This is a genomic window from Profundicola chukchiensis (assembly GCF_029664245.1).
Classification (GTDB): Bacteria; Bacteroidota; Bacteroidia; order Flavobacteriales; family Weeksellaceae; genus Profundicola; species Profundicola chukchiensis.
In genome coordinates this window covers 172,502-196,948 of the sequence record NZ_JANAIE010000003.1, presented here as the reverse complement: position 1 = coordinate 196,948, position 24,447 = coordinate 172,502, and the positions used below count along the sequence as shown (strand labels likewise).

Sequence of the window (24,447 nt, the reverse complement as noted above, 5' to 3'; positions counted from 1 at the left end):
TATTTGTAACTTTTTCCTCGTCTAGGGCTGGATTTAAGTTATATAATAATTAAATTTTCTACTTTTGCGACATGGAATTTACTACAGCGCAAATTGCTGAATGGATTGAAGGTGAAATTATTGGGGATGCAAACACGAGTGTTTCTGGATTTGGTAAAATCGAAGAAGCAGGTGAAGGCGCCTTAACCTTCTTGGCCAACGAGAAATATAAAGTTTATCTAAAGGATAGCAAAGCAAGTGTAATCATTATAAGTGAGAATCTTACTATTCCAGATAAAGACGCTAGAACTTTTATCCGTGTTAAGGATGCGTATGCAGCCATGACAAGATTACTCGATTTATATAAAAGTTTAACCCAACAAAAATCTGGAATTGAACAACCAAGTTCTATTCACGAATCAGCCGAATTAGGTGAAGATATATATGTTGGAGCTTTTGCCTATATAGGTAAGAACGTGAAAATCGGAGATAATTGTAAAATTTATCCACATGTTTTTATTGATGATAATGCAGTAATTGGAGATAACACGGTTTTATATTCTGGAGTTAAAATCTATGATAATTGCGTAGTAGGGAAGAGTTGTATTATCCATTCAGGCGCGATTATAGGAAGTGATGGTTTTGGATTCCAACCTGACCAAAATGGCGTATTCCATAAAGTACAGCAAGTTGGAAATGTTGTGATTGGTAACCAAGTAGAGATAGGCGCATGTTGTACCATAGATAGAGCAACAATGGGATCTACAACCATAGAAGATGGCGTTAAACTTGATAATCAAATTCAAGTGGCACATAATGTGGTAATCGGTAAAAATACTGTAATTGCAGCGCAAGCAGGTATTGCAGGCTCAACCAAAATTGGGCAAAACAACATGATTGGCGGGCAAGTAGGTGTAGCAGGACATATTAAATTAGGTGACTTTGTACACGTTCAAGCTCAAAGTGGCGTTAATGGAAATATAGCTGATCATAGCAAGTTATATGGCTCTCCGGCAATGGATGCGTCGGATTTTAGAAAATCTTATGTTTATTTTCGTAAATTGCCAGAATTAATGAACAAACTCAATCAGTTAGATAAAAAGTTTAATCAAGAAAGAAAGAATGGCTGATAAGCAGAAAACTTTATCAAAAGAAGTTACTTTAAATGGTGTTGGGCTACACACAGGTCGCCCTGTTTCTATGACTTTAAAACCAGCTGAGGTAAACACAGGCTTTGTTTTCGTTAGAACAGACCTAGAAGGAAGTCCCCAAGTAGAGGCAGATGCCAACTATGTGACCTTTACAGATAGAGGAACAATTTTAGAGAAAAAAGGAGTTAAAATCCACACGACCGAGCATATCTTGGCAGCCTTAACCGGTATGGATGTAGACAATGCCTATATAGAATTAGATAATGCCGAGCCACCAATTATGGATGGTTCTGCAAAGTTTTTCGTGGAAGCAATTGAAAAAGCTGGAATCGAAGAACAAGATGCAGATAGAGAATATTATGTTATTAAGGAAATAGTATCTTTCCACGATCCAGAAACGGGTTCAGAAATAACTGCTATCCCTTCAGATGATTTCGAAGTAACTACCATGGTAGATTTCGGAACCAAAGTGTTGGGAACTCAAAATGCAACTTTGAAAAGTATTTCGGACTTCAAAACAGAAATCGCAGATAGTAGAACCTTTAGCTTTTTACATGAGCTAGAGCAACTTTTAGAAGCTGGCCTAATCAAAGGTGGCGATATTAGTAATGCGATTGTCTATGTAGATAAAGAAATTACCCCAGAAACAGAAGAGAAATTGAAGAAAGCCTTCAATAAGGAATCTGTTAATATTAGACCTAACGGTATATTAGATAATCTAACTTTGCACCATCCAAACGAGGCTGCAAGACATAAGCTTTTAGACGTGATTGGCGATTTAACGCTAGTTGGAACAAAATTGAAAGCAAAAATTATCGCTAATAAACCAGGTCATTTAATTAATACACAATTTGCAAAGAAATTGAATAAGCAGATCAAAATCGCTAAGCGAAAGAACGTACCACAGATTGATCTTAACAAACCTCCTTTGTATGACATCAATCAAATCATGGAACTATTACCACATAGACCTCCATTCTTATTGATCGATAGAATCATGGAAGTTTCAGAAAACCACGTGATTGGAATCAAAAATGTTTCCATGAACGAGCCGTTTTTTGTGGGACACTTCCCTCAAGAGCCTGTAATGCCCGGCGTATTATTGGTAGAATCTATGGCACAAGCCGCTGGAATTTTATTTTTAAGTAATGTAGATGATCCAAAAGCATACTCTACGTACTTTATGAAAATCGAAAGCGTTAAGTTTAAGAAGAAAGTTGTCCCAGGAGACACCATTATATTTAAATGCGATTTAACGCAACCTATTAGAAGAGGTATTATTATCATGCAAGGAACCGGATATGTTGGTGATAGTGTGGTAATTGAAGCGGAAATGATGGCGCAAATTGTTAAAAACAAAGAATAATTGGAAGTAATGAATCAACCGCTTGCCTATGTACACCCGAATGCGAAACTTGCAAAAAACGTCGTTGTCGAACCTTTTGCTAGCATCTCTAGTGATGTAGAAATCGGCGAAGGTACTTGGATTGGCCCTAATGTAACCATTATGGACGGTGCAAGAATCGGTAAAAATTGCAAAATTTTTCCCGGCTCTGTCATCTCTGCCGAACCCCAAGACCTTAAGTACAAAGGTGAAGAAACCCATGTCTTTATTGGCGATAATACCGTCATTAGAGAATGTGTTACAATCAACAAAGGAACAGAAGCGCTTGGCTATACCCAAGTTGGTTCTAACTGTCTAATTATGGCAACTGTTCACATTGCACACGACTGTATTGTCGGTGATCATGTGATTATTGCCAACAACGTAGCGCTAGCAGGTCACGTAGAAATCGACGATTATGTTATCATCGGCGGTATGAGCCCTGTACATCAATTCACAAAAGTTGGTAAACACGCAATGATTGCTGGTGGAACCTTGGTTAGAAAAGATGTTCCTCCTTATGTAAAAGCAGCTAGAGATCCTATTTCATATGTGGGAATCAATTCTATCGGCTTAAGACGTAGAGGATTCGAATCAGAAAAAATCGCTGAAATTCAGTCTATTTATAGAATCTTATTTCAGAAAAAACTAAATGTAACTCAAGCTGTTCAGATGATTGAAACCGAAATGGAAGCAACGCCTGAACGCGACGAAATATTACAATTCTTAACCGATAGTTCACGAGGTGTAATGCGTGGATATAACCCAAATGGTAATTTTTAAACTGTTGATTCACAGAATCTCAGTAAAACTTTAAATTAAAGGATTAAAATGGCAACAACATCAGACATTAGAAAAGGAATGTGCATCGAATTGAATAACGATATCTACAAAATCGTTGACTTTTTGCACGTTAAACCTGGTAAAGGACCTGCTTTTGTAAGAACAAAACTTAAAAGCGTTACCACAGGTAGAACTTTAGACAATACATTTTCTGCAGGACACAGCATCAACGATGTTCGCGTAGAAACTCGTTCATATCAATATTTATACGAAGACGAAAACGGATATCACTTCATGAACAATGAGGATTATACACAAGTGTACCTTAACAAAAACATGATCGAAAATCCACAATTCATGAAACCAAGTGAGGATGTAACAATCGTTTTCAGAGCAGACGACGAAACTCCTCTTTCGGCTGAGCTTCCTACCTTTACGATTATGGAAATCACGCACACAGAACCTGGAATCAAAGGTGATACAGCAACCAATGCTACCAAACCTGCAACAACTGAAACAGGTGCAGAAATCCGAGTTCCTTTATTCATCAACGAAGGTGATAAAGTGAGAATCAATACAGAAGACGGTTCTTACCAAGAGCGTATCAAGTCTTAAATAAATTATTTTTTGGGCGGCTTTTGATTTCTTATAGAAAATCAAAACCAGGCTATTCGCTGCAATCTTGCACCCAAAAAAGCAAAAACATTAACTAGCTAGAGCTTCTTAGGTCGCTCTAGCTAGTTTTGTGTTTTTATAAGCTTTTTCGGCTACAAGGATTTCCGCTGCTATCCTTGCCGCAGCTCCGCGCCTAATTCAAGTACGCTAAAATTTCAGCTAAAACTTAGGGTTTTAATCTGTTCGATATCAACTTCTGACGAAGTCAAAATCTTTCTTGTCATTAACCTATACTTTTTGCGAATATTGTAGTAATTTTGCCGCCCTATGGAAAAAGTGTTAAATTTCTTTCGTTCATCAGACAAAATAAACTACAAAACCGAAATCCTTTCTGGATTAACGGTGGCCATGGCATTAGTGCCAGAAGCTATTGCATTCGCTTTTATAGCAGGTTTATCGCCACTTACAGGTTTATATGCTGCATTTGTAGTAGGTTTAGTGACTTCTATATTTGGTGGTCGCCCTGGGATGATTTCGGGAGCGACAGGTGCTGTTGCTATTGTGATTGTAGCTTTAGCAAAAACCCATGGGGTTGAATATATTTTTGCCACGGTGGTGCTCGCCGGAATAATACAAATGCTCGCCGGTATTTTGAAACTCGGAAAGTTTATACGCCTCGTTCCACAGTCTGTAATGTATGGATTCGTGAATGGACTAGCTGTGGTGATTTTCATGTCACAAATCGTACAATTTAAAGTAGAAGATGCTAATGGTGTTTTGCAATGGATGCAAGGAACTCAGTTGTTTATCATGCTTGGTTTGGTATTATTAACCATGCTGATTATTTGGGGTTTACCTAAAATCACCAAAGCTTTTCCTTCTTCATTAGCGGCTATTTTAGCTGTTTTCGGAATTGTTTATTTCTTAAACATCGATACTTCTACGGTAGGTGATATGGCCAGTATTAAAGGAGGTTTTCCGCCATTTCATATCCCACAAGTAGCTTTCACTTTTGAGAATTTTATGATAATTCTACCATACGCAGCTATTGTAGCAGCCGTTGGATTAATCGAAAGCTTATTAACCTTAAACTTAATCGATGAAATCACCGAAACGCGCGGAAATGGTAATAAGGAAGCTTTTGCACAAGGTATGGCTAACTTAACTTCTGGATTTTTCTCTGGAATGGGTGGTTGTGCTATGATCGGACAGAGTTTAATTAATATTTCTAACGGAGCTAGAGCTAGAATTTCTGGAATCGTTGCTTCTATCGCATTACTAATGTTTATTATGTTCGGGTCAGAGCTTATTGAAGCAGTTCCATTGGCGGCTCTTACAGGTCTTATGATTATGGTTTCTATTGGAACTTTTGAATGGGTGAGTTTAAAAATTATTGGTAAAATGCCAAAACACGATATTTTCGTAATTATCGTGGTAATGGTAGTAACTATCTTCCTTCATAATTTGGCTTTAGCGGTTCTTATTGGAGTAATTATCGCGGCTTTGGTTTTCGCTTGGGAAAATGCAAAACGTATTCGTGCACGAAAGTTTGTTGATGAAGACGGCGTTAAGCATTATCAGATTTACGGACCTTTATTCTTTGGTTCTACTTCCTTATTTGCAACTAAATTCGATGTTCAAGGAGATCCAGAAAAAGTGGTTATCGATTTTTCTGAAAGTAGAGTGTCTGATATGAGTGCCATCGATGCTTTAAATAAGTTGACAGAAAGATATGCTAAGGCAGGTAAAACGGTTCACTTACGTCATTTAAGCCCTGACTGTAGACGATTATTGAAAAATGCCGATGCATTGATTGATGTAAACGTTGAAGACGATCCAACTTATAAGGTTCCTATGGATTTTGTATAAGGAATAGTTGAATTATATTCATATTGAATATATTTAACTTTAATATGCTAATCCAATATGTTTTCAACCCAAGATGTTTTTCATGAGTTAAAGTTGAATGAAGAGTCAGAGGCTCCTCAGCAATTCACTTTTCCTTTTAATTATACGCCACATCCATGGGTGGAACAAGCTGCGGATGAGTTAAAAGCTTATTTAGAATCTCAAACGGACTTTGAATACAATTTCGGATGGGACGAAAATTCTGTTGGGAAAATGTTTGGGGTGTTAATCGTAGAAGATGAGGAATCTAATTTAGGTTACTTAGCTGCATTCTCTGGAAAGATCAATGAAATTAACGAGCTGGACGGCTTTGTGCCACCTGTTTATGATATACTAAATCCACAAGGTTTCTTCAAGATAGGCGAAAGAGAATTGGATGAAATAAATCAAAAAATAAATGATTTATTATCATCTGAGGAGTATTTAAGGCTAAAAAAAGATTTAAATACCACTGTAGAACTTCAGAAATCAAGTCTAAAGGAACTTAAAGCACGACATAAATCTGCTAAAAAGTTAAGAGACCATAAGCGCACAGAAATCTTACAAATTGAGGACAAAGCTGAACAAGAAAAGCTATTAAATCAACTTATAGAAGAAAGCAAGCGAAATCACTTTGAGTTAAAAGATCAAAAAAGAATTTGGAATGAAAAGCTTAGTACAGCTCAGGCTAAATTTGAAGAATTCAAAGCGAAGATTATTTCTTTAAAAAAACATAGAAAGGAAAAATCAGCAGAATTACAGGCTAGAATTCATAAAGCCTATAATTTCTTAAATGCCAAAGGCGAAGAAATATCACTACTTCCCATTTTCGAACCTTTTAATCGTATTCCTCCAGCTGGAGCAGGTGAGTGTGCGGCTCCTCGATTGCTACATTATGCTTTTCAACACAACATGAAGCCTATCGCTATGGGTGAGTTTTGGTGGGGAAAAGCTCCGCAGGCAGAAATTAGAAAGCACGGAGAGTTTTATCCTGCCTGTAAGGCTAAATGTGAGCCGATTCTGAGCTTTATGTTAGAAGGTCTTGAAGTTGAGGATAACCCCATTTTAGACGAAGTTGAATACGATTTAGAAGTCATCTTCGAAGATGAGTATTTGATGTTAGTTAATAAACCAGCAGGGGTTTTATCGGTGCCAGGAAAGGAAATTAAAGATTGCTTATGGCAAAAAGTGGTGGATTATCTTGGCTCCAATTATTCACCTTTGTTAGTGCATAGATTAGATATGGCGACCTCTGGAATTGTTTTGGTAGCTAAGAATATGGATATCTACAAAATCCTACAAAAGCAATTCACTGAAAGAAGTGTAAATAAAACCTATACAGCTATTTTAGACGGCGAATTGGATCAAGATAGTGGTAAGATTGATTTGCCTTTGAGAGTAGATTTAGACAATCGCCCGATGCAATTGGTTTGTCATGAGCATGGAAAGCAAGCCATAACACATTATCAAGTCATCGATAGAAATACCTCTAAAACTCGAATTCTATTTTATCCCATAACTGGTCGTACCCATCAATTGAGAGTACATGCGGCACATAATCGCGGTCTTGGAATTCCAATCATGGGAGATGATTTATATGGTAGAAGCAAAGACCGTCTGTACCTGCATGCCACTGACTTAGAGTTTAATCATCCAGTTTCTGGGGACAGGCTTAAGTTCATTAAAAAAGCGCCCTTCTAAAACCACTACATTCGCTAAATTTGAATCTAAAATTTGTGAATTTGATACTTGCTGAATTCTAATTTTGCGCCAACAGAGAATAGTGTTAATTATTATTCATGAATTGTTAATTCTTTTTTAAAATAAAATTAAATATTATATTTACATTCTAATCATTAAAAACAAAGTGCCTATAGATTGATTTTTACGTTATTTTTAAACATTACGTATGAAATTCAGAAAAGACAGTGAGCTAGTTCGTTCTTATTTAGAAGGAGATGAATCTGCAATAGCTACACTTATAAATAGGCATAAACAGCGTATTTATAGCTTCGTATATTCAAAAGTTTATAACCACGATGTTACCGAAGATATTTTTCAGGACACTTTTATTAAGGTAATCACTACCATCAAAGAAGGTAAATACAACGAGGAGGGAAAATTCTTGCCTTGGGTGATGAGGATTTCTTATAATTTAACAATTGACTACTTTAGAAGTCAGAAGAAGCAAAAAACCGTTAGCGAGAATGTTGGCGGAGATGAATACAGTCTTTTTGATTTTATACATTATACAGAAGGTAACGCAGAATTGGATTGGATTAAAAGTCAAATCCATGACGATGTTAGAAAATTAGTTGAATATTTACCCGAAGATCAACGCCATGTTTTAGAATTAAGAATCTTTAAAGGTTTAAGCTTTAAAGAAATAGCAGAAGATACAGATGTAAGTATTAATACGGCATTGGGGAGAATGAGGTATGCACTCATCAACTTAAGAAAGCTAATCGAAGAGAATAATATCGTTTTAACCTATTGATTTATACAATAATTAAAGATAGATGTACGTTATGTAGTTAAACATAACTATATGGCAAAAATTTATTCTTTATCCTCTTCTAGAAAGCTAACGCCTAAGAAGGAAACCATAGATTTTCTATTGGCTTTTTCTAGAAGTCACATTTCACTAAAAACCAAAAAGCAGAAGCGCTTTATGGTTTGTAATAACTAAGTTTTTCAGATTTCATATTCAAAAAAAAATCGCAATTCTAAGCTTAGAATTGCGATTTTAAATTTTTTACTCGTTTAACATTATCCTTGTGGGATATATAAAACTTGACCTGGGTAGATCTTGTTCGGATCGCTTAACATCGGTTTGTTAGCTTCGAAAATCTTATTGTAAGAATTAGCATCTCCATAAACTTCTTTAGCGATCTTAGATAAAGAATCACCTGACTTTACAGTATACATTGTTTTTGAAATGTCTGGAATTTCAATTTTTAAAGCCTCTTTTAATGTTAAGTTATCTTTTACAGAAGATACACCTTCAACATTACCAACCGTAGCTAAAATTCTTTGCTTCTCGTCAATGTTCTTAGCTTCACCTGAAACAGTTACTGCATCGTCCTCAACAGATAATTTAACACCAGAAAGGTCGAAATTATACTTAGCTAAATGATCTTGAACTTTTTTAGATTTTTCTTCTGCAGATTCAGAACCTCCAAATAGTTTCTCACCTGCGTTTTTCATGAATGAAAATAATCCCATAATAATAGTTTTTTTATTTTTGTTAATATTAATGTTCTTGCGAACAGATAAATACATGAAAATATCGTGCCATTTAGTTAATTGTTTTTTTAACTCAATGGAGTTATTTACATTTGACCGAGAAAATGAGAAAGAAAATCTTATTAATTTATACGGGTGGTACCATTGGGATGACCAAGGATTATAAAACAAATTCCTTGAGAGCATTCGATTTTGAAAATATTTCTGAGAATATTCCAGAATTATCTTTAATTGATGCCGATTTGTCCGTTAAAAGTTTTGATGACCCTATCGATTCATCAGACATTACTCCCAATGATTGGAAAAAGATAGCGAATCAAATTCATACACACTACGAAGAGTTTGATGGTTTTGTTGTTCTACATGGAACAGATACCATGGCTTATACAGGAACGGCTCTTAGCTTTATGCTAGAGGGCTTGCAGAAACCTGTTATCTTCACGGGTTCACAATTGCCAATTGGTGACTTGAGAACAGACGCCAAAGAAAATTTGATTAGTTCTATACATTATGCTGCTTTAGAAAAAAATGGTGAGCCGGTAATTAAAGAAGTTTGTATCTACTTTGAGTATAAACTATACCGAGCCAATCGTACTACAAAGTTAAGTACACAACATTTCGATGCCTTCAAATCTCCCAATTATCCAGAATTAGGTGAGTCGGGGCTACATATGATGGTAAATAGACAAAACCTATATAAATGTAATAAAACAGAGCTCAAAGTTATTCCAGGGTTCTGCGAGGAAGTAGGTTTACTAAAGATTTTTCCAGGAATGAGTGATGCATTCCTTATACAGATTCTAAATACTCCAAATTTAAAGGCATTAATTATAGAGGCCTACGGAAGTGGTAATATTTTTGATAGACCTACCTTCGCTGAAGCATTAAGGCAAAAAGCAGCCGAAGGTTTAATTATTATAATAGGTACACAGTGTATAGGAGGTTCTGTAGAACTTGGCTTATATTCCGCAAGTCAACTCTTTGTGGATATAAATGCAGTGAGTGCAAAAGATATGACGACGGAATCTGCGGTAGTGAAAGCCATGTTTGTGCTTGGTAACCAGGAAATTTTTACGGATATTCGTAAAAGTTTGGTAAAAAATATTAGAGGAGAATGCGCCTCAGATGAAATTTAATTTTTCATAGTTAAAAAAAATATTTAATTTGGCTGAATCAAATGCCACTAATTAAAAGGATGAAAATTTAAAGGAGAGGTGGCCGAGCGGTTTAAGGCGCACGCCTGGAAAGCGTGTTTTCGCGAAAGCGGATCGAGGGTTCGAATCCCTTCCTCTCCGCTCAGAATTAAAGAAATAGATAATTAAAAACTTGAAATAAAAATTAAAATTAAGCATATGAAAAAACGATTTTCAATTTTGGCTTTAGCTAGCTTTGCGGTGATGAGTATCCAAGCAAATGCAGCTGTATTAATGACTCAGGCTGCTGACGCTCCTGCAGAAGGCGGTGAAGGAGGTATCTACGTATTAAAAGAATTCTTCGTTAGTGGAGGTCCGCTTTGGATGACATTACCTTTAGTTTGTTTAATTCTAGGTTTGGCATTCGCGATTGAGCGTATATTATATCTAAACGCTGTTGATGTAAATACAGACAAATTTATTACTGATTTAGATAGTGCATTACAATCAGGTGGTGTTGAAGAAGCTAAAGAGTTAGCTAGAAACACAAAAGGTCCAGTTGCTTCTATTGCTTACCAAGCTTTATTAAGAACAGCAGAAGGACAAGATTTTGATAACGTTGAGCGTTCAGTAGTTGGATACGGTGGTGTTGAAATCGGAAAATTAGATAGAAACATTTCTTGGATTGCTTTATTTATTGCGATTGCTCCAATGCTTGGTTTCATGGGAACGGTAGTAGGTATGATTATGGCGTTCCAGGACATTGCAAAATCAGGATCTGTACAAGCTCAAGATATGGCGGGTAATATCCAGGTAGCATTATTAACTACTTTAGCCGGTTTGGTTGTGGGTATTATTCTACAAGTCTTCTATAACTATATTACTGCAAAAATCGATAGTATCGTAAACAAAATGGAAGATGCTTCTATTTCTATCGTAGATATGCTAGTAAAATATAGAAGATAAACAAATAACAAATTTCAATATGAAAGGTATAGGAAAAATATTATTATATGTCTTTGCTGCATTAGCACTTATTGGCTTTGTTTGGGTGTTATTTTCGCCTAACGCTGCTGGTGCTGATATAGACAAGGCAAGCTGGATGGATAATCCGCTAACCACATATATGATTTGGGTGTCTATCATCGCAATCGTGGTTACGACACTTATCTTCGCTTTCTATAAAGTGATAGATTTAGTGAAACATCCTTCGCATGTTAAAGAAGCTGTCTACGTAGCTGGTGCCATTATTATAGCAGCAGTAATCGGATTTATCTTCTCTGGTAGCGAGGAAGTATTCACTCCAAGAGAAACAGTTACAGGTATGCAATCTAAATTGATTGGTACAGGTATCATTATGACAGGTGTATTATTAGTAACAGGTCTTGTATTCCTAGCATGGGATACGATTAAAGGATTGTTAAAAGGTTAAAACATGGCAAGAAAAGAATTACCCGAAGTAAACGCTAGTTCGTTAGCAGATATCGCATTCTTGCTATTAACGTTCTTCCTTATTGCTACCTCTATGGACAAGCAAGAAGGAGTACAGCGTCAATTACCGGATTTGACAGTTGAAAAAGAACCGATTAAAATCGAACAACAAAACGCAATTGAATTTGTTGCTAATGCCTTCGGACAAATTCTTTATAAAGAAGACCCTGATAAAGTTCGCCAGATCAACATCAAAGAAATCAAGGAATTGGTTATGGACCATGTTGATAATGGTGGTGGAGTAGATGCAGACGGTAATCCATGTACTTATTGTACAGGAGGTCCAGATGGTACAAAATCTGCCCTTTTATCAGATCACCCAAGCAAGGCAGTAATCTCGGTTAAGTTCGACAAAGGAACTAGTTGGGAGGACTATATGGCATTGCAAGGGGAGATAGAAGCTGCATATAGTGAATTGAAGGCAAAATACGTTCAGAGAACTTATAATAGGGATTGGGATTTAGTGGTAGCAGATCCATCTAAATCTGAAAAAGATGGAGATAACGCAATTATTGCAGATGCTAACTCTAAATATCCTAAAATTATTGCTGAACCAAAACCAACTGATGCAAATCAGTAGGATTAATCATTTAATTTAAAACAAAATGAAACGTAAATTTCAACGAGAAGGTGGTGACGGAACTCCAACGATTTCAACAGCCGCTTTACCAGATATCGTTTTTATGCTATTATTCTTCTTCTTAATTGCTTCTGCAATTAAGCCAAGTGAATATGATAAATACGTGAAATTAGAGCCAGCAAAAGCATCTGAATTAACGGATATTGTTAAAAAAGATATGATTGCCTATCTATATATCGGGATACCAAGAGATAAAAATAAGTATCCACAGGATTATATGTTGTTATTAAATGATAAACCTGCTCAAGTAAGTGATATTAGAGGATGGATTGGTGATGAGGCTGGTAAGAAAAGTGGTCAGGATTTAATGGAATATGGTTTAACGACGCAAATGACAATTGACAAAACTGCTAAAGTAGGATTTGTACAAGCGATCAAAGAACAGTTAAGTTATGCACAACAGTTCAACGTAAGTTATGCCGGTATCGAAGGTGATCCAACCGTAGAATAAATTGAAAATCATTCTTAAAATAATAAAACCACTTTTTCGGAAGTGGTTTTTTTTGTTTAATATTTATCAATCTACATAAGTTAGTTGTTAATATTTTAGTTTTATTCTCTGAGTATAAACTTAATCTGATAAGGTTTCAAAAGCGTTTTTCTATATTTGTAACTTATTAATGGCGAAGAATAAAAAGAATATAAAATCTAGGCTAATACATCATTATAGATGGATGCTTGTAGATGACAGTACGCGAGAAGCTAAATTTTCTATGCGTATTACTATATTGAATCTACTTCTGGTATTTGCTATTCTTACAACACTATTGTTTGGTTTGGCTTATGTGGTTTTAAAATATTCCCCATTAAAAACATACTTCATAGAGGAGACAGCTTCCTTTGATCAGGTTAAATCACAAAAGGAGATTTTAAGATTGAATGAAAAAATCATTGCAATTGAAGATACCTTAAGTCGTAATAATCTCTTCTTAGAACATTTGCAAAAGGTTGTTTCAGGTGATTTAAAAGCAGCCGAGGTAGATAGTTTAATGTCTAAAAGAACGCCAGTTTTAATAGATGATAAAAGCCTCAAAGCTAGTGCAGAAGATTCTTTGTTTAGAGCCCAAATTGCACAAGAAGAGTTAGAGTCATTAAAAAATACAACTTCCACCAATAATTTAGCCACTTTATATCCACCTGTTCGTGGTATCATCACTGGGAAATATAGCATCAGCGAAAATCATTTAGCCACAGATATTGCTGCTCCTATTGGGGAAAGCGTTAAAGCCGTAACTAAAGGAATCGTCGTGTTTTCTGGTTGGAATCCTGACACAGGGAATACCATGATTTTAAAGCACGATAACGACGTAATGACGATGTATAAACATTGTGCAAAAGTCTTTAAAGAAGTGGGAGATGAAGTAGCAAAAGGGGATGTAATTGCATCTGTTGGAAATACTGGAGAATTGACAACTGGTCCACACCTTCATTTCGAATTGTGGATTCAAGGTCATGCCGTTAATGCAGAGGACTATATAGAGTTTTAAATTATGAAAACCATATTAGCAAAATTACTTTCTAAATTTATCTCTAAGCAAGAGCAAGCTTGGATAACAAATGCTGTTGAGGAACAAGAAAAATTGTTATTAAATCTAGTGAACACGGCTAAAAACACAAAGTTTGGAAAGGATCATAATTTTGAAACTATAAATTCTCATCAAGATTATACAAAGGCTGTTAGCATCCAAGACTATGAAGATTTAAAGCCTTATATAGATCAAGTAAGAGAAGGCAATAAAGATATTCTTTGGCCAAAAACACCTAAGTATTTTGCGAAAACTTCGGGGACAACTTCTGGTGCTAAGTATATTCCGATCAGTAAAGACTCATTGCCATATCACATCAAGGCCGCTCGAAATGCTTTATTACGCTACATTATGAACTCCAATAATGCTGATTTTGTTAACGGCAAAATGATTTTCTTGCAAGGAAGCCCAGTATTGGAGGAGGAAAACGGTATTAAAATGGGACGTCTTTCTGGTATTGTTGCGCATTATGTTCCATCTTATCTACAAAAAAATCGAATGCCATCTTGGGAAACGAACAGTATTCCTCAATGGGAAGAAAAAGTAGATGCGATTGTGGAAGAAACCATGACTGAAAATCTTACGCTTATTAGCGGGATTCCACCTTGGATCTTAATGTACTTCGAAAAATTACAGGAAAGAACAGGAAAGAAAATTGGAGAAATCTTCCCTAATCTTCAACTCATCGTGACCGGTGGAGTTAACTACGAGCCTTATCGTGAGAAAATGAATCAGTACCTAGGCAAGAAGGTAGACGTAATACAAACTTATCCTGCGTCTGAGGGCTTTATTGCTTATCAAGACCAATTGGGTAAGGAAGACTTGTTATTGCTCTTAAATCACGGTATTTTCTATGAATTCGTTCCTGTAGAAGAATTTGGTAAACCAGACGCCAAAAGGTTGAGCATTGGCGAGGTTGAATTAGACACCAACTATGCTGTAATTTTAACAACCAATGCGGGTTTATGGTCATATAGCATTGGTGACACTGTTAAGTTTACTTCATTAGACCCTTATAGAATTGTGGTTACGGGTAGAATTAAACATTATACCTCTGCATTTGGGGAGCACGTGATAGCACAAGAAGTTGAAAATGCGCTGAAAAACACTTTAGAAAAATACAAAGCCACGGTTTCTGAATTTCATATTGCACCACAGGTCAATCCAGTAAGTGGGTTGCCATATCATGAATGGTTTATAGAATTCAAGGAAGAACCAGAAGATTTAGAGCGTTTTAAAAATGAATTAGATCAACAAGTTCAGAATCAAAATCCATATTATTTTGATTTGATTGATGGAAAAGTTTTAAGACCGCTTGAAATCTCATTTATTCAAGACAACGGATTTAATTTATATATGAAATCTCAAGGTAAATTGGGAGGGCAATTTAAACTACCACGCTTAGCCAATGATCGAAATATCGCGGACGGGCTTCAACCTTATATAAAATAAAGCCATGCAGGAAATTATTGATTTCTTTTTACAGCCTTATGCTGAGGCAACTACACTAGATATAATTTTAGAAATCACGGCTGCATTGTTTGGGGTTTTAAGTGTATTATTTGCGAAAAGAGGGAATATTCTTGTTTTCCCTACTGGAATTATTAGTACAGGAATTTATATTTACATAACCTATGTGGTAGGTTATATTGGCGATTTCACTATCAATATTTACTACACTGCCATGAGTGTTTATGGTTGGGTTTTATGGTCGAATATTGCTCAAGAAGATCAACTTAAGATTTCTTGGTCAGAAACTAAAGACTGGCTATGGACCATTGGCATCTTCTTATTTACGATGGCTTTCGTTATCGGAGTTTATATTTACTTCGATAAATTCGAGGATTGGACTAACTATTTTGATGTTTTAACAACTGGATTAGCATTTGGTTCGATGTGGTTGATGGCTAAAAAGAAAGTAGAAAACTGGTTAGGTTGGATTATTACAAATATAATATCTGCTCCTTTATACTTTGCCAAAGGATTGGGCTTCACCGGGATACAATTCATAATTTTTCTTATCTTAGCTGTACAAGGTTATCAACTGTGGAAGAATGCAGTTGGTAAATCTAAGGTAGCTTAACTATCTTAGGATAGGTTTGGATTTATTGTGACTTAGCACAAGTGCCCTTTTTAGTTTATCCTTATTGTCACGGCGATGGCAAAAACATATCAAAACTTCAAATCACTCAAGAATTGGGCGGAAGATGATCGTCCGCGCGAAAAATTAATGCTCAAAGGAAAAGCTTCACTTTCGGATGCCGAGCTACTAGCCATCATTATGGGAAGCGGAAACAAAGAAGAAACTGCTGTAGATTTAGCTAAGCGTATCTTGAATGATGTTCAAAACAATTGGCATGAATTATCTCGTTTGAGCTTGAAACAATTAATGAATTACAAAGGAATCGGAGAAGCCAAGGCCATCAGTATTATTACCGCATTAGAAATCGGGAATCGTAAATCCTTACAATTTGCATTAGAAAAGCCAAAAGTCACTAGTAGCTCAGAGGTTTTTGATGTATTGAGACCTCATTTAGCAGATTTAAACGTTGAGGAATTTTGGGTTATGTTTTTAAATCAAGCCAACAAGGTGATTTCTATTGAAAGAGTGAGCTCCGGCGGGATTAGTTATACCTTAGCGGATCCTCGTTTGATTTTTAGAACGGCTTTAGAAAAATTCGCGACAGCTATTATTGTGGCACATAATCATCCAAGTGGCAACATTAAGCCCAGTGAACAAGACATTAGGCTTACTAAAAAATTAGTAGAATGCGGGCAAATTTTGGATGTGGCAGTTTTAGACCATTTAATTGTGACGCAAAAAGACTACTTTAGTTTTCGAGACGAGAATAAAATGTAAAATGAAACAAGAAATTTGGGTTTATTCAGCAAAGCAATCTCCAAGGCTAGACTATGTTTTGAATTTTATCTCAAAAATTTGGGATATTTCGTTCAAAATTACCTCGGATATTGATGAATTCACTCAAATTGAAACTGCTAAAATTAATTATTCACATCAGGATTTAGGTGGGATTCAAATCCAACCACAGAAATTGCTATTCGAAAAAGGGTATAAGCTTTTTGACTTTTCTAATTTAGAATTAGACAGTTTTGCTATGATTTTCTTTCTGCTTTCGCGATATGAGGAGTATGTAATTCAAGAAAGAGACACTCACAATAGATTTTTAGGAAGCTCTTCTTATTTGTTTAAAACGAATCGATTAAAGTTGCCTTGGGTGGATGTTTTAATTCAAAACTTAAAAAACTCAATACATGAACGCTATCCTGATTTAAAATTTAAAGAAAAAGAATTCAAGAAGCAATTGACGATAGATATCGACCAAGCTTATTTATACCAAAACAAGAGTTTTAAGCGATTTGTTGGCGCAAATCTACGCGATGCGCTTAAATTAAATTTGATTTCGATAGCGCGAAGAAAATTAAGCTATTTCTTCCTCATGAAAGACCCTTGGGATGTTTATCAAGAGTTAAAAATAAATTTCGAGCACGAACTGAATAAACCTATTTTCTTTTTCCAGGTTGGAGATTATGCTGAGTTTGACAAGAATTTGAATTTTAAGAATAAAGCATTTCAAAAATTAATTAAAAACACAAATAAATGGGCATCTGTAGGTTTACATCCCTCGTACCAATCCAATCAAGATGCTTCGATTTTGAAGACAGAAGTAGAAAGACTTGAGCAAGTGTTGGGGAAACCTGTTGCTAAGTCGAGACAGCATTATATTAAACTTGATTTACCTTCAACCTATCAGAATTTGTTGGCAAATGGAATTCAAGAAGATTATAGTATGGGATTTGCCGATCAATTGGGCTTCAGAGCTGGAACGGCGCATAGTTTTAATTGGTATGATTTGAGTCAAGAAAAGGAAACCAATTTGAAGATTCATCCTTTTTGCGCCATGGATGTCACCTTAAAAAATTACTTAAGAAATACGCCTAATCAAGCTCATGGAAAAATAAGAGAACTTGAAAATACCATCGAGTTAACGGGTGGAAGCTTTTGTATGATTTGTCACAACGAGAGTTTGTCTGATTTTGGGGAGTGGAAAGGATGGCGAGAAAGTCTTTTGTCTAGCTTTATTTCTTAAATAGACTTCGTTATTAAATTTTGAGTTCAATAAATTCCTTGTAATTTTAAGGTTTAAATAAATCCATTGCTTCAATATATACCATATTCCGAAATAGATTTCCAGCGATACAATGATTGTGTTTCAAATAGTTTGGAGCCAATTGTTTACGCAGAAAGTTGGTTTTTGGATATCGTTACCCAAAAGGATTGGGGTGTCTTGGTGTACAATAATTATGAGGCTGTGATGCCGATTCCATATGCAAGAATGAAACGTAGTTTTTGGAAGAAAAGCTTGGTTCAACCTTATTTTGCACAACAATTAGGCGTGATTTCTAAAACTCCTTTGGTAAAAAATATTCATTTAGAATTTTTGAATGAATTAAAAGATCTAAAACCTTTAGTTTATCATTTAAATCATTTGCAAACCTCGGTATTAAGTGATTTGGGGCTTAAAACGCGTAAAAATTATGTCTTAGATTTAAATAAACCTTATGAAGAATTGTATTATGGTTTTTCTACCAGTAAGCGACAAGGTGTAAAGAAAGGAAAGCAAAATAATTTAAAGGTTTCTGATATAGCTATTGATGATTTTATCTCCTTTCAGGCGAAACATATGCCCTTAAAAGAGTCTGCTCAAATTCTCAGAAAGAAAAAACAATTTTTTGAATATTGTCTTAGCCAAGATTTAGGAGAAATATATGCGGTTAAGAAAGAGGAGGAAGTTATTTCGGTCGCTTTTTTTACCAAGTATCGAAATAGATTCTATTATTCTCAATCTGCTGCGAGTGAAATGGGTAGGAAATTATTCGCTACAGATTTTATACTTAATTATTTAATCGAAAAACACGCGAATACGCCAACTATATTGGACTTTGAAGGTTCAGAAATTCCAGGCGTAGGTAAATTTATGGAGAGATTTGGAGCTAAAAATCAACCATACATGGTTGTTTCTACATAACACAGAATAAGATTTACTTATTAAATTAAGCAGTTTTTGAAATTTATTTATTCGTATAAATCAAGTTGATGATATAGGCTAAATGTGAGGCTTTTGCGCGAGTTGTGTAATCCTTCGACTTGCTAAATTCAGTCATTTCTTTATGAAAAGGAAGTTTTAAGTCGCTAGCGATTTCTAGTGCTTCTTTCACTTCTTTCGCATAGTAATTCTGTAAAGCTTTTGAACTCTCAAACCAATACTGCTCTGGAGCCATGTTGAATTTCAATCTAAATTCCTTCGATAAAAGTTTACGCCAACCAAATCGAATACGCATATACTCTAATTCATATTTAAACTTCCAATGAGCATTTGGTTTAGAATGAATGCTTTCTAATTTGAATTCTGTCCAAGATGGATGAAACTTTAACATCCAATCGATATAAATCTTGCGTTTATATTTAAACTCATAAGGTAGAGCTAGAAGAAAATCTAATATATCTCGATCTATAAAAGGAGCGATATTATAAGAAAATTGCTCCAATCCCCAAACGCCGCAAGCTGCTCCACAAAAGGCACGTTCGTATAATTTATATTCCTCCTCGTTGTTGTATTTTTCGATGATTTGTGCATCAAAATCAGGATGATGAGCCAAAATTTCAGCCCTAATTCTGCCATAAGATAGATTAGGTGGAGACATTTGGGTAGAACTTAAAAATGCACCCATCACACCATCTCCAATATGTCCAGAATGGATAATACCGTAATCTTTATTCCAGAATTTGTCGATGCCAAACATAACATGCGCTGGTCCAGAATATAAAGCCGAACCTCCAATTTCTTTATTTATGTTTTCGATATCAAATAGATGCTCAAAAGAATCCAAAGCATAAAAATGATGCTCAAAATTATAGGCTTCTGCGATTTCTTCTGCGATAATTTGATCCGCATAACCAGATTGGCTACAAGTAAAGGCTGTTTGTTCTTTAAAGCCCAGATCATGTGCTAAGAGAGTGGTTGCACGTGAATCTAAACCACCGCTCAGCGTCGTGAAATGTTGTTTATGACTGTCTTTGTCTTTTTGATATTGTAGTGTGACTGCCTCTTGCATCAATTCTTCGAAATCACTTAAAACCTTATCGTAGGATGAATTATTATTCGGTTCGGAAACAAGGGTTTTATAGGATTCAATGGAGATTTTTCCGTTTTTAAAATTTAAAATACTGCCAGGCGCAAGTCTTTTTCCTTCTTCTAACCAAGATTGCGTAGAACCAAGATAGGAATAAGCTAAAAAATTATACTTTGAAAGCGGACTTAAAGTCATTTCAAGCTGATGAGACTTCAAAAGCTGAATTAAATTAATCTCATCATAGGAAAAGACAAAGCTGCCATTTTTAAGATAATAACTGAAGTTTTTATTTCCAGTGATGTCATTAAATAAGTTTAATTCATTTGTTTTTTTATTGAGAATAAAACCATGAAAAACGCCTTTTAGACGCTTTAATTTTTGGGCTAAATTTAAATCTTGTTTAATTAAATAATTCACCCAATCTTGAGCATCATGAGCAATTTCTTTTTTGTTTAAAATCACTCCATCCAATCCTAGAATAAAATCATCTGTTTCTGTGAAGATTTTATCCTCTACAAATTGATCATTTGAGTTTCTACCAAAGGAAAATTCGGCGAATGACATTTCAGCCTTATCCAGTTCTATATTTCCACCGAAAAATCCTCTCATCTCTCTGATATTATAGATTGATAAACTTGATCAAATCGTTCAGCAATACGCCTTACTGAAAAGTTATTTTCAACATAATCATGCATTTCATGGGCAGAAGCATAATTTTTCTGTTGAATAAAATCTTCAATTTTGTGGACAAGCTCATCAACATCGTTAGAAGGAATAATTTCTCCAAAGTTTGATGGGAAAAACTCGCTAATTCCTCCTACATCGCTGGCAATAACTGGCGTCCCAACCGCAAAAGATTCGATAATAACACAAGGTTGATTTTCCTTAAAACTGAATAAAATAAAAGCGTCTGCTTGTTTCATTTTTTGAGAAACCTCTTGATGAGTTAATGTTCCAAAGGTTTTAATGTAATTCTGCAGTTGATGTTTTTCAATAAATTCCAGAATAGGGTTTAGATCCCCATTACCACCGATGTGAAATTCAAATTTATATCCTTTATCAGCCAATATTTTAACTGCATTTAGTTGTCCAGTTATGTTTTTATGGCTGTCCAACAACATAGAGACATGCAGAAAAATTGGAACTTGATTTAATGAGTCCGTTTTCGCTTCAAATAAAGAAGTATCAACGACATTGGGTATAACTTCAAAATCACCTTTTACGCCTTGGTTTTGCATGGCCTCTTGAAGTTTTTGGCTTACGGGTAGGATTTTAGAAGCGTATTTTCCTAGAATTTTATTAAATGAGCGTTTTAGCCAACTCATTTTTCCATAGAATTCAGTTGAATGCTCAGTTATGACATATTTCTTTTGATGAAATAATCGTTGAATTAAAACCCAAAATAGGTTGTAATACATCACATTAGCGTGAATTAAATCAAATCCTCCAATTTCCTTTTTTCCGAGTTGGTAGCTCTTAAATTTTCTAAAGAAATTTATAATTGAATATTTGGACTTGGGGAAAAATACAATGACTTCTTGGAGATTTTCATTTGTTTCATGTCTTTCAATAACGCTTTTATTGATAGCCGTATCACCTTCCACATGTAGCACACTTACTTTATGTAAACTACTCACAGCTTTAGCATGGCGCTGAACAAAATCGCCATTTAAGCCTGATACCCTGTTGGGAAACCAAGTTGAAACAAATAATATATGTAGTTTATTCGCACTCATATTTTAAATACCAGATAAAGTAAGCTAGGTTTAAAACGCTTGAAATAATGAGTGAAATACAAGTGGCCCAAGTTGCGCCCAATAAGCCATATTTTGGAATAAATAAAAGGTTTAAAACCACGGCAAAAACCAAGGTTATAACTCCACTAATTGTATTGAATCTTGCTTTTCCAAATGCTGAAATCATGTTTCCTAAGGGAACTCTGAACATAATAGAAATGCAAACAGCCGCCATGAGATACATAAATATTTCAAAGGGTTGATAATCCTCTCCAATAAAGCTAAATAGCCATTCGCCTAAGAAATAAGAAACCAACATTCCGGCAACAGAAATGGCAAGAAATAAGTATAAATAATTGATGTAATAATTCTTTAAAAAAGCTCGGTTCTTGTAATTACTTGCAATTTTAGTGAAGTCGGTGCGCATGAAAATAACGGGTAAAACCAACACATTCAGCGGAATTAACCCAGCTACATTGTATTCAGCTACTGCTTCGTTATCGATCATGTCACGAATCAAATAAATATCTACAAAGAAGACCATTTGGGAAACAACTCCAGAGAAACTCGTGAGCATAGCATATATCCAATACGACTTTTTAGGAAAGTTGAAATTCCATTTAAGATTAAATTTTGGTGCGCCGTAGAGAATGCTATAAATGATAAAAGTAAGGATAGGTGCAATGACCAATGAAACAACATAACCTACCGCTTGAAAAAGATAGGTGAGCGCAAAAGCCAAAACAAATAGCGTGATGCTATTCATCATATCATATTGTCCGTATCGCTTATTCTGAAAATCAACACGCATTTGTGCAGACTGGTGATTATTGAGAAATAAAGCTAGAACTCGTCCGAGTAAAATACACAAGAATAGCATCGTTGCCTCTTCGCCTTTAGATAAAAAGCTAAGGAAGGGGACAATCAATAAAATTAAGATGAAAGTATTTACCAGTCCTTGACTAAAAGAATAGTCTATGACTTCTCGGCGTTCCTCGTCGGATTCGGCGATAGATCCATACCGCAATAATCCAGCAGGTGATCCAAAGCCCACAAAAGGAGTGAAAAAGGCAATCATGGTGATAGAATAAACCACCTGTCCTAAGACTTCTTTTTCTATATAAATAATGACAAAAACCTTGATTAAAAATAGAATCAATTTATTAAACAGCGTCGCTGACATGATCCACGAACCACTGTTTTTATGAAAATCCTTAATGAAGTTTATAATGCCTTGCATGGAAAAGTTGAATAACGCAAATGTAGATAAAATCGTATCGTTTATGAAACTTGAGTTTTGAGCATTCATTTAGCTTAGATATTGCACTATAAGAAAGATTGAATGCTTGTCACTCATCAATAATCAAGAAATCCTTAGTTTTGCATCTTCAAAATTTAATTATGGACAAAGCTAGAGTAGAACACGTTTTCTTTGATTTGGATAATACTTTGTGGGACCACAGAGGAAACTCTGAAGTTACCTTAGAGCAAATGTTTAAGGACTATGAGATTACAAAGAAATATAATGTCACGTTTGAAGAATGGCATGAGGTGTTTTATGATTTAAATGAAAAGCTTTGGATGTCTATTAGTGAAGGCAAGATTTCTAAAGACGAATTGAGAGAAAGAAGATTCAAAGATCCTTTTGCTCATTTTGATATTCACGAAGAAGGCTTGGGAATGGAGTTCGAGGATGAGTATTTAGCTCGAATGGGAAAAATGAAAGGAACAGTAGAAGGTGCGCAAGAAATCCTAGAATATCTAAGTGATAAATATACCATTCACATTATAACCAATGGATTTATAGAGGTTTCAGAGGACAAACTTAAAAATGCTGATTTATTAAAGTATATAACTACGCTTACCTGTGCTGATGAAATTGGCGTTAGAAAACCAGATACTAGAATTTTTGAATTAGCTAATAATAAAGCAGGTTCAACTAAAGAAAATGCAGTGATTATTGGCGATGATTGGGTAGCTGATGTAATCGGTGGAACCAACTTTGGTTGGCAAGCTATTTTCTTAGATTGTTTTAATGAAAAGCCAAGTTTAGAAGGCGTACCTAATATAACTTCCTTATTAGAATTGAAAGAATTACTTTAAAAACAAAAACGCCCATTATCAGAAATAATGGGCGTTTTTTATATAAGTAGATTAGTTTTATCTAATAACAAAACTAAAGGTTGCTTTTTCTTTCATTCTTGCGGCATCATTCATTAAGCCAACTTTCAAGAAATATTTTCCAGCTTTTAATTCCTCATTAAATGCACCTTCTCTTGCAGGAATAATAATGTTGTCTAATCTATCCACTAAATAATAAAGTGCATTAGGGTTATCACTCTTAAATTCGATTTGAATTTTGCGCGTTTTGTCAATGTTCAACTCATTAGAAGATTGTTTATCGCCAACAACCATTCCATCAAACTTTAATGTTTTAATGTTTACTACGTCTTGACCTAGTGTTCTTGTGTCTTGAACTTGTTCAAAGTTAACGTTAGCCTCAGGATTTTTAAGTTTTTTCTTTGCTGGAGCTTTTTGTTCTACCGGCGTAATCTCTGCGCTATAAGTTCTTTTCTTTTTCTCTTGTGCTTGAACACCCGCCATAAATATAAATCCTAAAGCGGTGCTTAATATTATTCTCTTTGTCATGTCATTTGATTTCCTATCAAATATTCAATATATGTGCCAAAGAGGAAATGTGAGGGTATAAAATGCTGATTATC

General features: G+C 35.1%; 25 protein-coding genes and 1 tRNA gene. 21 read left to right on the top strand and 5 right to left on the bottom strand.

Annotation, left to right across the window (positions count from 1 at the left end; all coding sequences use genetic code 11):
- Nucleotides 1-71: 71 nt before the first annotated feature.
- The 8 genes from lpxD (at nucleotide 72) to NLM59_RS05225 (ending at nucleotide 8,488) form a co-directional block, all read left to right on the top strand.
- Entirely contained in the window at nucleotides 72-1,109 is a 1,038-nt protein-coding gene (gene lpxD, locus NLM59_RS05260; RefSeq protein WP_304416702.1) for a UDP-3-O-(3-hydroxymyristoyl)glucosamine N-acyltransferase, read from the top strand.
- Complete coding sequence (locus NLM59_RS05255) at nucleotides 1,102-2,496, top strand: bifunctional UDP-3-O-[3-hydroxymyristoyl] N-acetylglucosamine deacetylase/3-hydroxyacyl-ACP dehydratase (protein ID WP_304416701.1); 1,395 nt, start codon at nucleotides 1,102-1,104, stop codon at nucleotides 2,494-2,496. The genes lpxD and NLM59_RS05255 overlap by 8 nt, the downstream gene beginning before the upstream one ends.
- Before the next feature lie 9 nt (nucleotides 2,497-2,505).
- Nucleotides 2,506-3,297 carry an acyl-ACP--UDP-N-acetylglucosamine O-acyltransferase gene (gene lpxA / locus NLM59_RS05250; protein WP_304416700.1) on the top strand — a complete coding sequence of 264 codons (792 nt, stop codon included), beginning with the start codon at nucleotides 2,506-2,508 and terminating at the stop codon, nucleotides 3,295-3,297.
- Nucleotides 3,298-3,345: 48 nt separating this feature from the next.
- Nucleotides 3,346-3,912: an elongation factor P gene (gene efp / locus NLM59_RS05245; RefSeq protein WP_304416699.1), complete on the top strand. Its 567-nt coding sequence runs from the start codon at nucleotides 3,346-3,348 to the stop codon at nucleotides 3,910-3,912.
- A 327-nt stretch (nucleotides 3,913-4,239) separates the two neighbouring features.
- On the top strand, nucleotides 4,240-5,781 hold the full coding sequence (locus NLM59_RS05240) for a SulP family inorganic anion transporter (protein ID WP_304416698.1): 1,542 nt from the start codon (nucleotides 4,240-4,242) through the stop codon (nucleotides 5,779-5,781).
- Nucleotides 5,782-5,838: 57 nt separating this feature from the next.
- Nucleotides 5,839-7,500, top strand: a complete 1,662-nt coding sequence (locus NLM59_RS05235; RefSeq protein ID WP_304416697.1) for an RluA family pseudouridine synthase — start codon at nucleotides 5,839-5,841, stop codon at nucleotides 7,498-7,500.
- A gap of 208 nt (nucleotides 7,501-7,708) precedes the next feature.
- Complete coding sequence (locus tag NLM59_RS05230; protein WP_304416696.1) at nucleotides 7,709-8,296, top strand: RNA polymerase sigma factor; 588 nt, start codon at nucleotides 7,709-7,711, stop codon at nucleotides 8,294-8,296.
- Between the two features lie 51 nt (nucleotides 8,297-8,347).
- Complete coding sequence (locus NLM59_RS05225; RefSeq protein ID WP_304416695.1) at nucleotides 8,348-8,488, top strand: hypothetical protein; 141 nt, start codon at nucleotides 8,348-8,350, stop codon at nucleotides 8,486-8,488.
- 80 nt (nucleotides 8,489-8,568) lie between these two features.
- Here the strand turns inward: NLM59_RS05225 and lysM are convergent, their stop codons facing one another.
- Nucleotides 8,569-9,024 carry a peptidoglycan-binding protein LysM gene (gene lysM, locus NLM59_RS05220; RefSeq protein WP_304416694.1) on the bottom strand — a complete coding sequence of 152 codons (456 nt, stop codon included), beginning with the start codon at nucleotides 9,022-9,024 and terminating at the stop codon, nucleotides 8,569-8,571.
- A gap of 125 nt (nucleotides 9,025-9,149) precedes the next feature.
- Between lysM and NLM59_RS05215 the strand changes: the two genes are divergently transcribed.
- The 12 genes from NLM59_RS05215 (at nucleotide 9,150) to NLM59_RS05160 (ending at nucleotide 18,883) form a co-directional block, all read left to right on the top strand.
- On the top strand, nucleotides 9,150-10,181 hold the full coding sequence (locus NLM59_RS05215) for an asparaginase (protein WP_304416693.1): 1,032 nt from the start codon (nucleotides 9,150-9,152) through the stop codon (nucleotides 10,179-10,181).
- Between the two features lie 72 nt (nucleotides 10,182-10,253).
- Nucleotides 10,254-10,340 (top strand) — tRNA-Ser (locus NLM59_RS05210).
- A gap of 57 nt (nucleotides 10,341-10,397) precedes the next feature.
- Nucleotides 10,398-11,144 carry a MotA/TolQ/ExbB proton channel family protein gene (locus tag NLM59_RS05205; protein ID WP_304416692.1) on the top strand — a complete coding sequence of 249 codons (747 nt, stop codon included), beginning with the start codon at nucleotides 10,398-10,400 and terminating at the stop codon, nucleotides 11,142-11,144.
- A gap of 19 nt (nucleotides 11,145-11,163) precedes the next feature.
- The gene (locus NLM59_RS05200) at nucleotides 11,164-11,610 is read left to right on the top strand and encodes an Asp23/Gls24 family envelope stress response protein (protein WP_304416691.1); all 447 of its coding nucleotides are present in this window, start codon (nucleotides 11,164-11,166) and stop codon (nucleotides 11,608-11,610) included.
- Nucleotides 11,611-11,613: 3 nt separating this feature from the next.
- Complete coding sequence (locus NLM59_RS05195; RefSeq protein ID WP_304416690.1) at nucleotides 11,614-12,249, top strand: ExbD/TolR family protein; 636 nt, start codon at nucleotides 11,614-11,616, stop codon at nucleotides 12,247-12,249.
- Between the two features lie 25 nt (nucleotides 12,250-12,274).
- Nucleotides 12,275-12,760 (top strand): ExbD/TolR family protein, encoded by a 486-nt coding sequence (locus NLM59_RS05190; RefSeq protein WP_304416689.1) that lies wholly within the window; start codon nucleotides 12,275-12,277, stop codon nucleotides 12,758-12,760.
- Nucleotides 12,761-12,929: 169 nt separating this feature from the next.
- A complete protein-coding gene (locus NLM59_RS05185) occupies nucleotides 12,930-13,796 on the top strand; it encodes a M23 family metallopeptidase (protein ID WP_304416688.1) in 867 nt (288 codons plus the stop codon).
- Nucleotides 13,797-13,799: 3 nt separating this feature from the next.
- A complete protein-coding gene (locus NLM59_RS05180) occupies nucleotides 13,800-15,287 on the top strand; it encodes a GH3 auxin-responsive promoter family protein (protein ID WP_304416687.1) in 1,488 nt (495 codons plus the stop codon).
- A gap of 4 nt (nucleotides 15,288-15,291) precedes the next feature.
- Entirely contained in the window at nucleotides 15,292-15,918 is a 627-nt protein-coding gene (gene pnuC / locus NLM59_RS05175) for a nicotinamide riboside transporter PnuC (RefSeq protein WP_304416686.1), read from the top strand.
- A 75-nt stretch (nucleotides 15,919-15,993) separates the two neighbouring features.
- Nucleotides 15,994-16,695, top strand: a complete 702-nt coding sequence (gene radC, locus NLM59_RS05170) for a RadC family protein (RefSeq protein ID WP_304416685.1) — start codon at nucleotides 15,994-15,996, stop codon at nucleotides 16,693-16,695.
- A 1-nt stretch (nucleotide 16,696) separates the two neighbouring features.
- Nucleotides 16,697-17,944, top strand: coding sequence for a polysaccharide deacetylase family protein (locus tag NLM59_RS05165; protein ID WP_304416684.1), 1,248 nt, complete (start codon nucleotides 16,697-16,699; stop codon nucleotides 17,942-17,944).
- Nucleotides 17,945-18,010: 66 nt separating this feature from the next.
- Entirely contained in the window at nucleotides 18,011-18,883 is an 873-nt protein-coding gene (locus tag NLM59_RS05160; RefSeq protein ID WP_304416683.1) for a hypothetical protein, read from the top strand.
- A 43-nt stretch (nucleotides 18,884-18,926) separates the two neighbouring features.
- Here NLM59_RS05160 and NLM59_RS05155 read toward each other — a convergent pair whose 3' ends face one another.
- From NLM59_RS05155 to NLM59_RS05145, 3 genes are read right to left on the bottom strand one after another with little or no spacing between them, the layout of a single operon-like run.
- A complete protein-coding gene (locus tag NLM59_RS05155) occupies nucleotides 18,927-20,597 on the bottom strand; it encodes an asparagine synthase-related protein (protein WP_304416682.1) in 1,671 nt (556 codons plus the stop codon).
- A complete protein-coding gene (locus NLM59_RS05150; protein ID WP_304416681.1) occupies nucleotides 20,594-21,724 on the bottom strand; it encodes a glycosyltransferase family 4 protein in 1,131 nt (376 codons plus the stop codon). The genes NLM59_RS05155 and NLM59_RS05150 overlap by 4 nt, the downstream gene beginning before the upstream one ends.
- Nucleotides 21,711-22,964: an oligosaccharide flippase family protein gene (locus NLM59_RS05145; RefSeq protein WP_304416680.1), complete on the bottom strand. Its 1,254-nt coding sequence runs from the start codon at nucleotides 22,962-22,964 to the stop codon at nucleotides 21,711-21,713. Before NLM59_RS05145 ends, NLM59_RS05150 begins: the two co-directional genes overlap by 14 nt.
- Nucleotides 22,965-23,125: 161 nt before the next feature.
- Between NLM59_RS05145 and NLM59_RS05140 the strand changes: the two genes are divergently transcribed.
- Nucleotides 23,126-23,827, top strand: a complete 702-nt coding sequence (locus NLM59_RS05140; protein ID WP_304416679.1) for a YjjG family noncanonical pyrimidine nucleotidase — start codon at nucleotides 23,126-23,128, stop codon at nucleotides 23,825-23,827.
- A gap of 57 nt (nucleotides 23,828-23,884) precedes the next feature.
- Here the strand turns inward: NLM59_RS05140 and NLM59_RS05135 are convergent, their stop codons facing one another.
- Complete coding sequence (locus NLM59_RS05135) at nucleotides 23,885-24,373, bottom strand: hypothetical protein (protein WP_304416678.1); 489 nt, start codon at nucleotides 24,371-24,373, stop codon at nucleotides 23,885-23,887.
- Nucleotides 24,374-24,447: the final 74 nt, after the last annotated feature.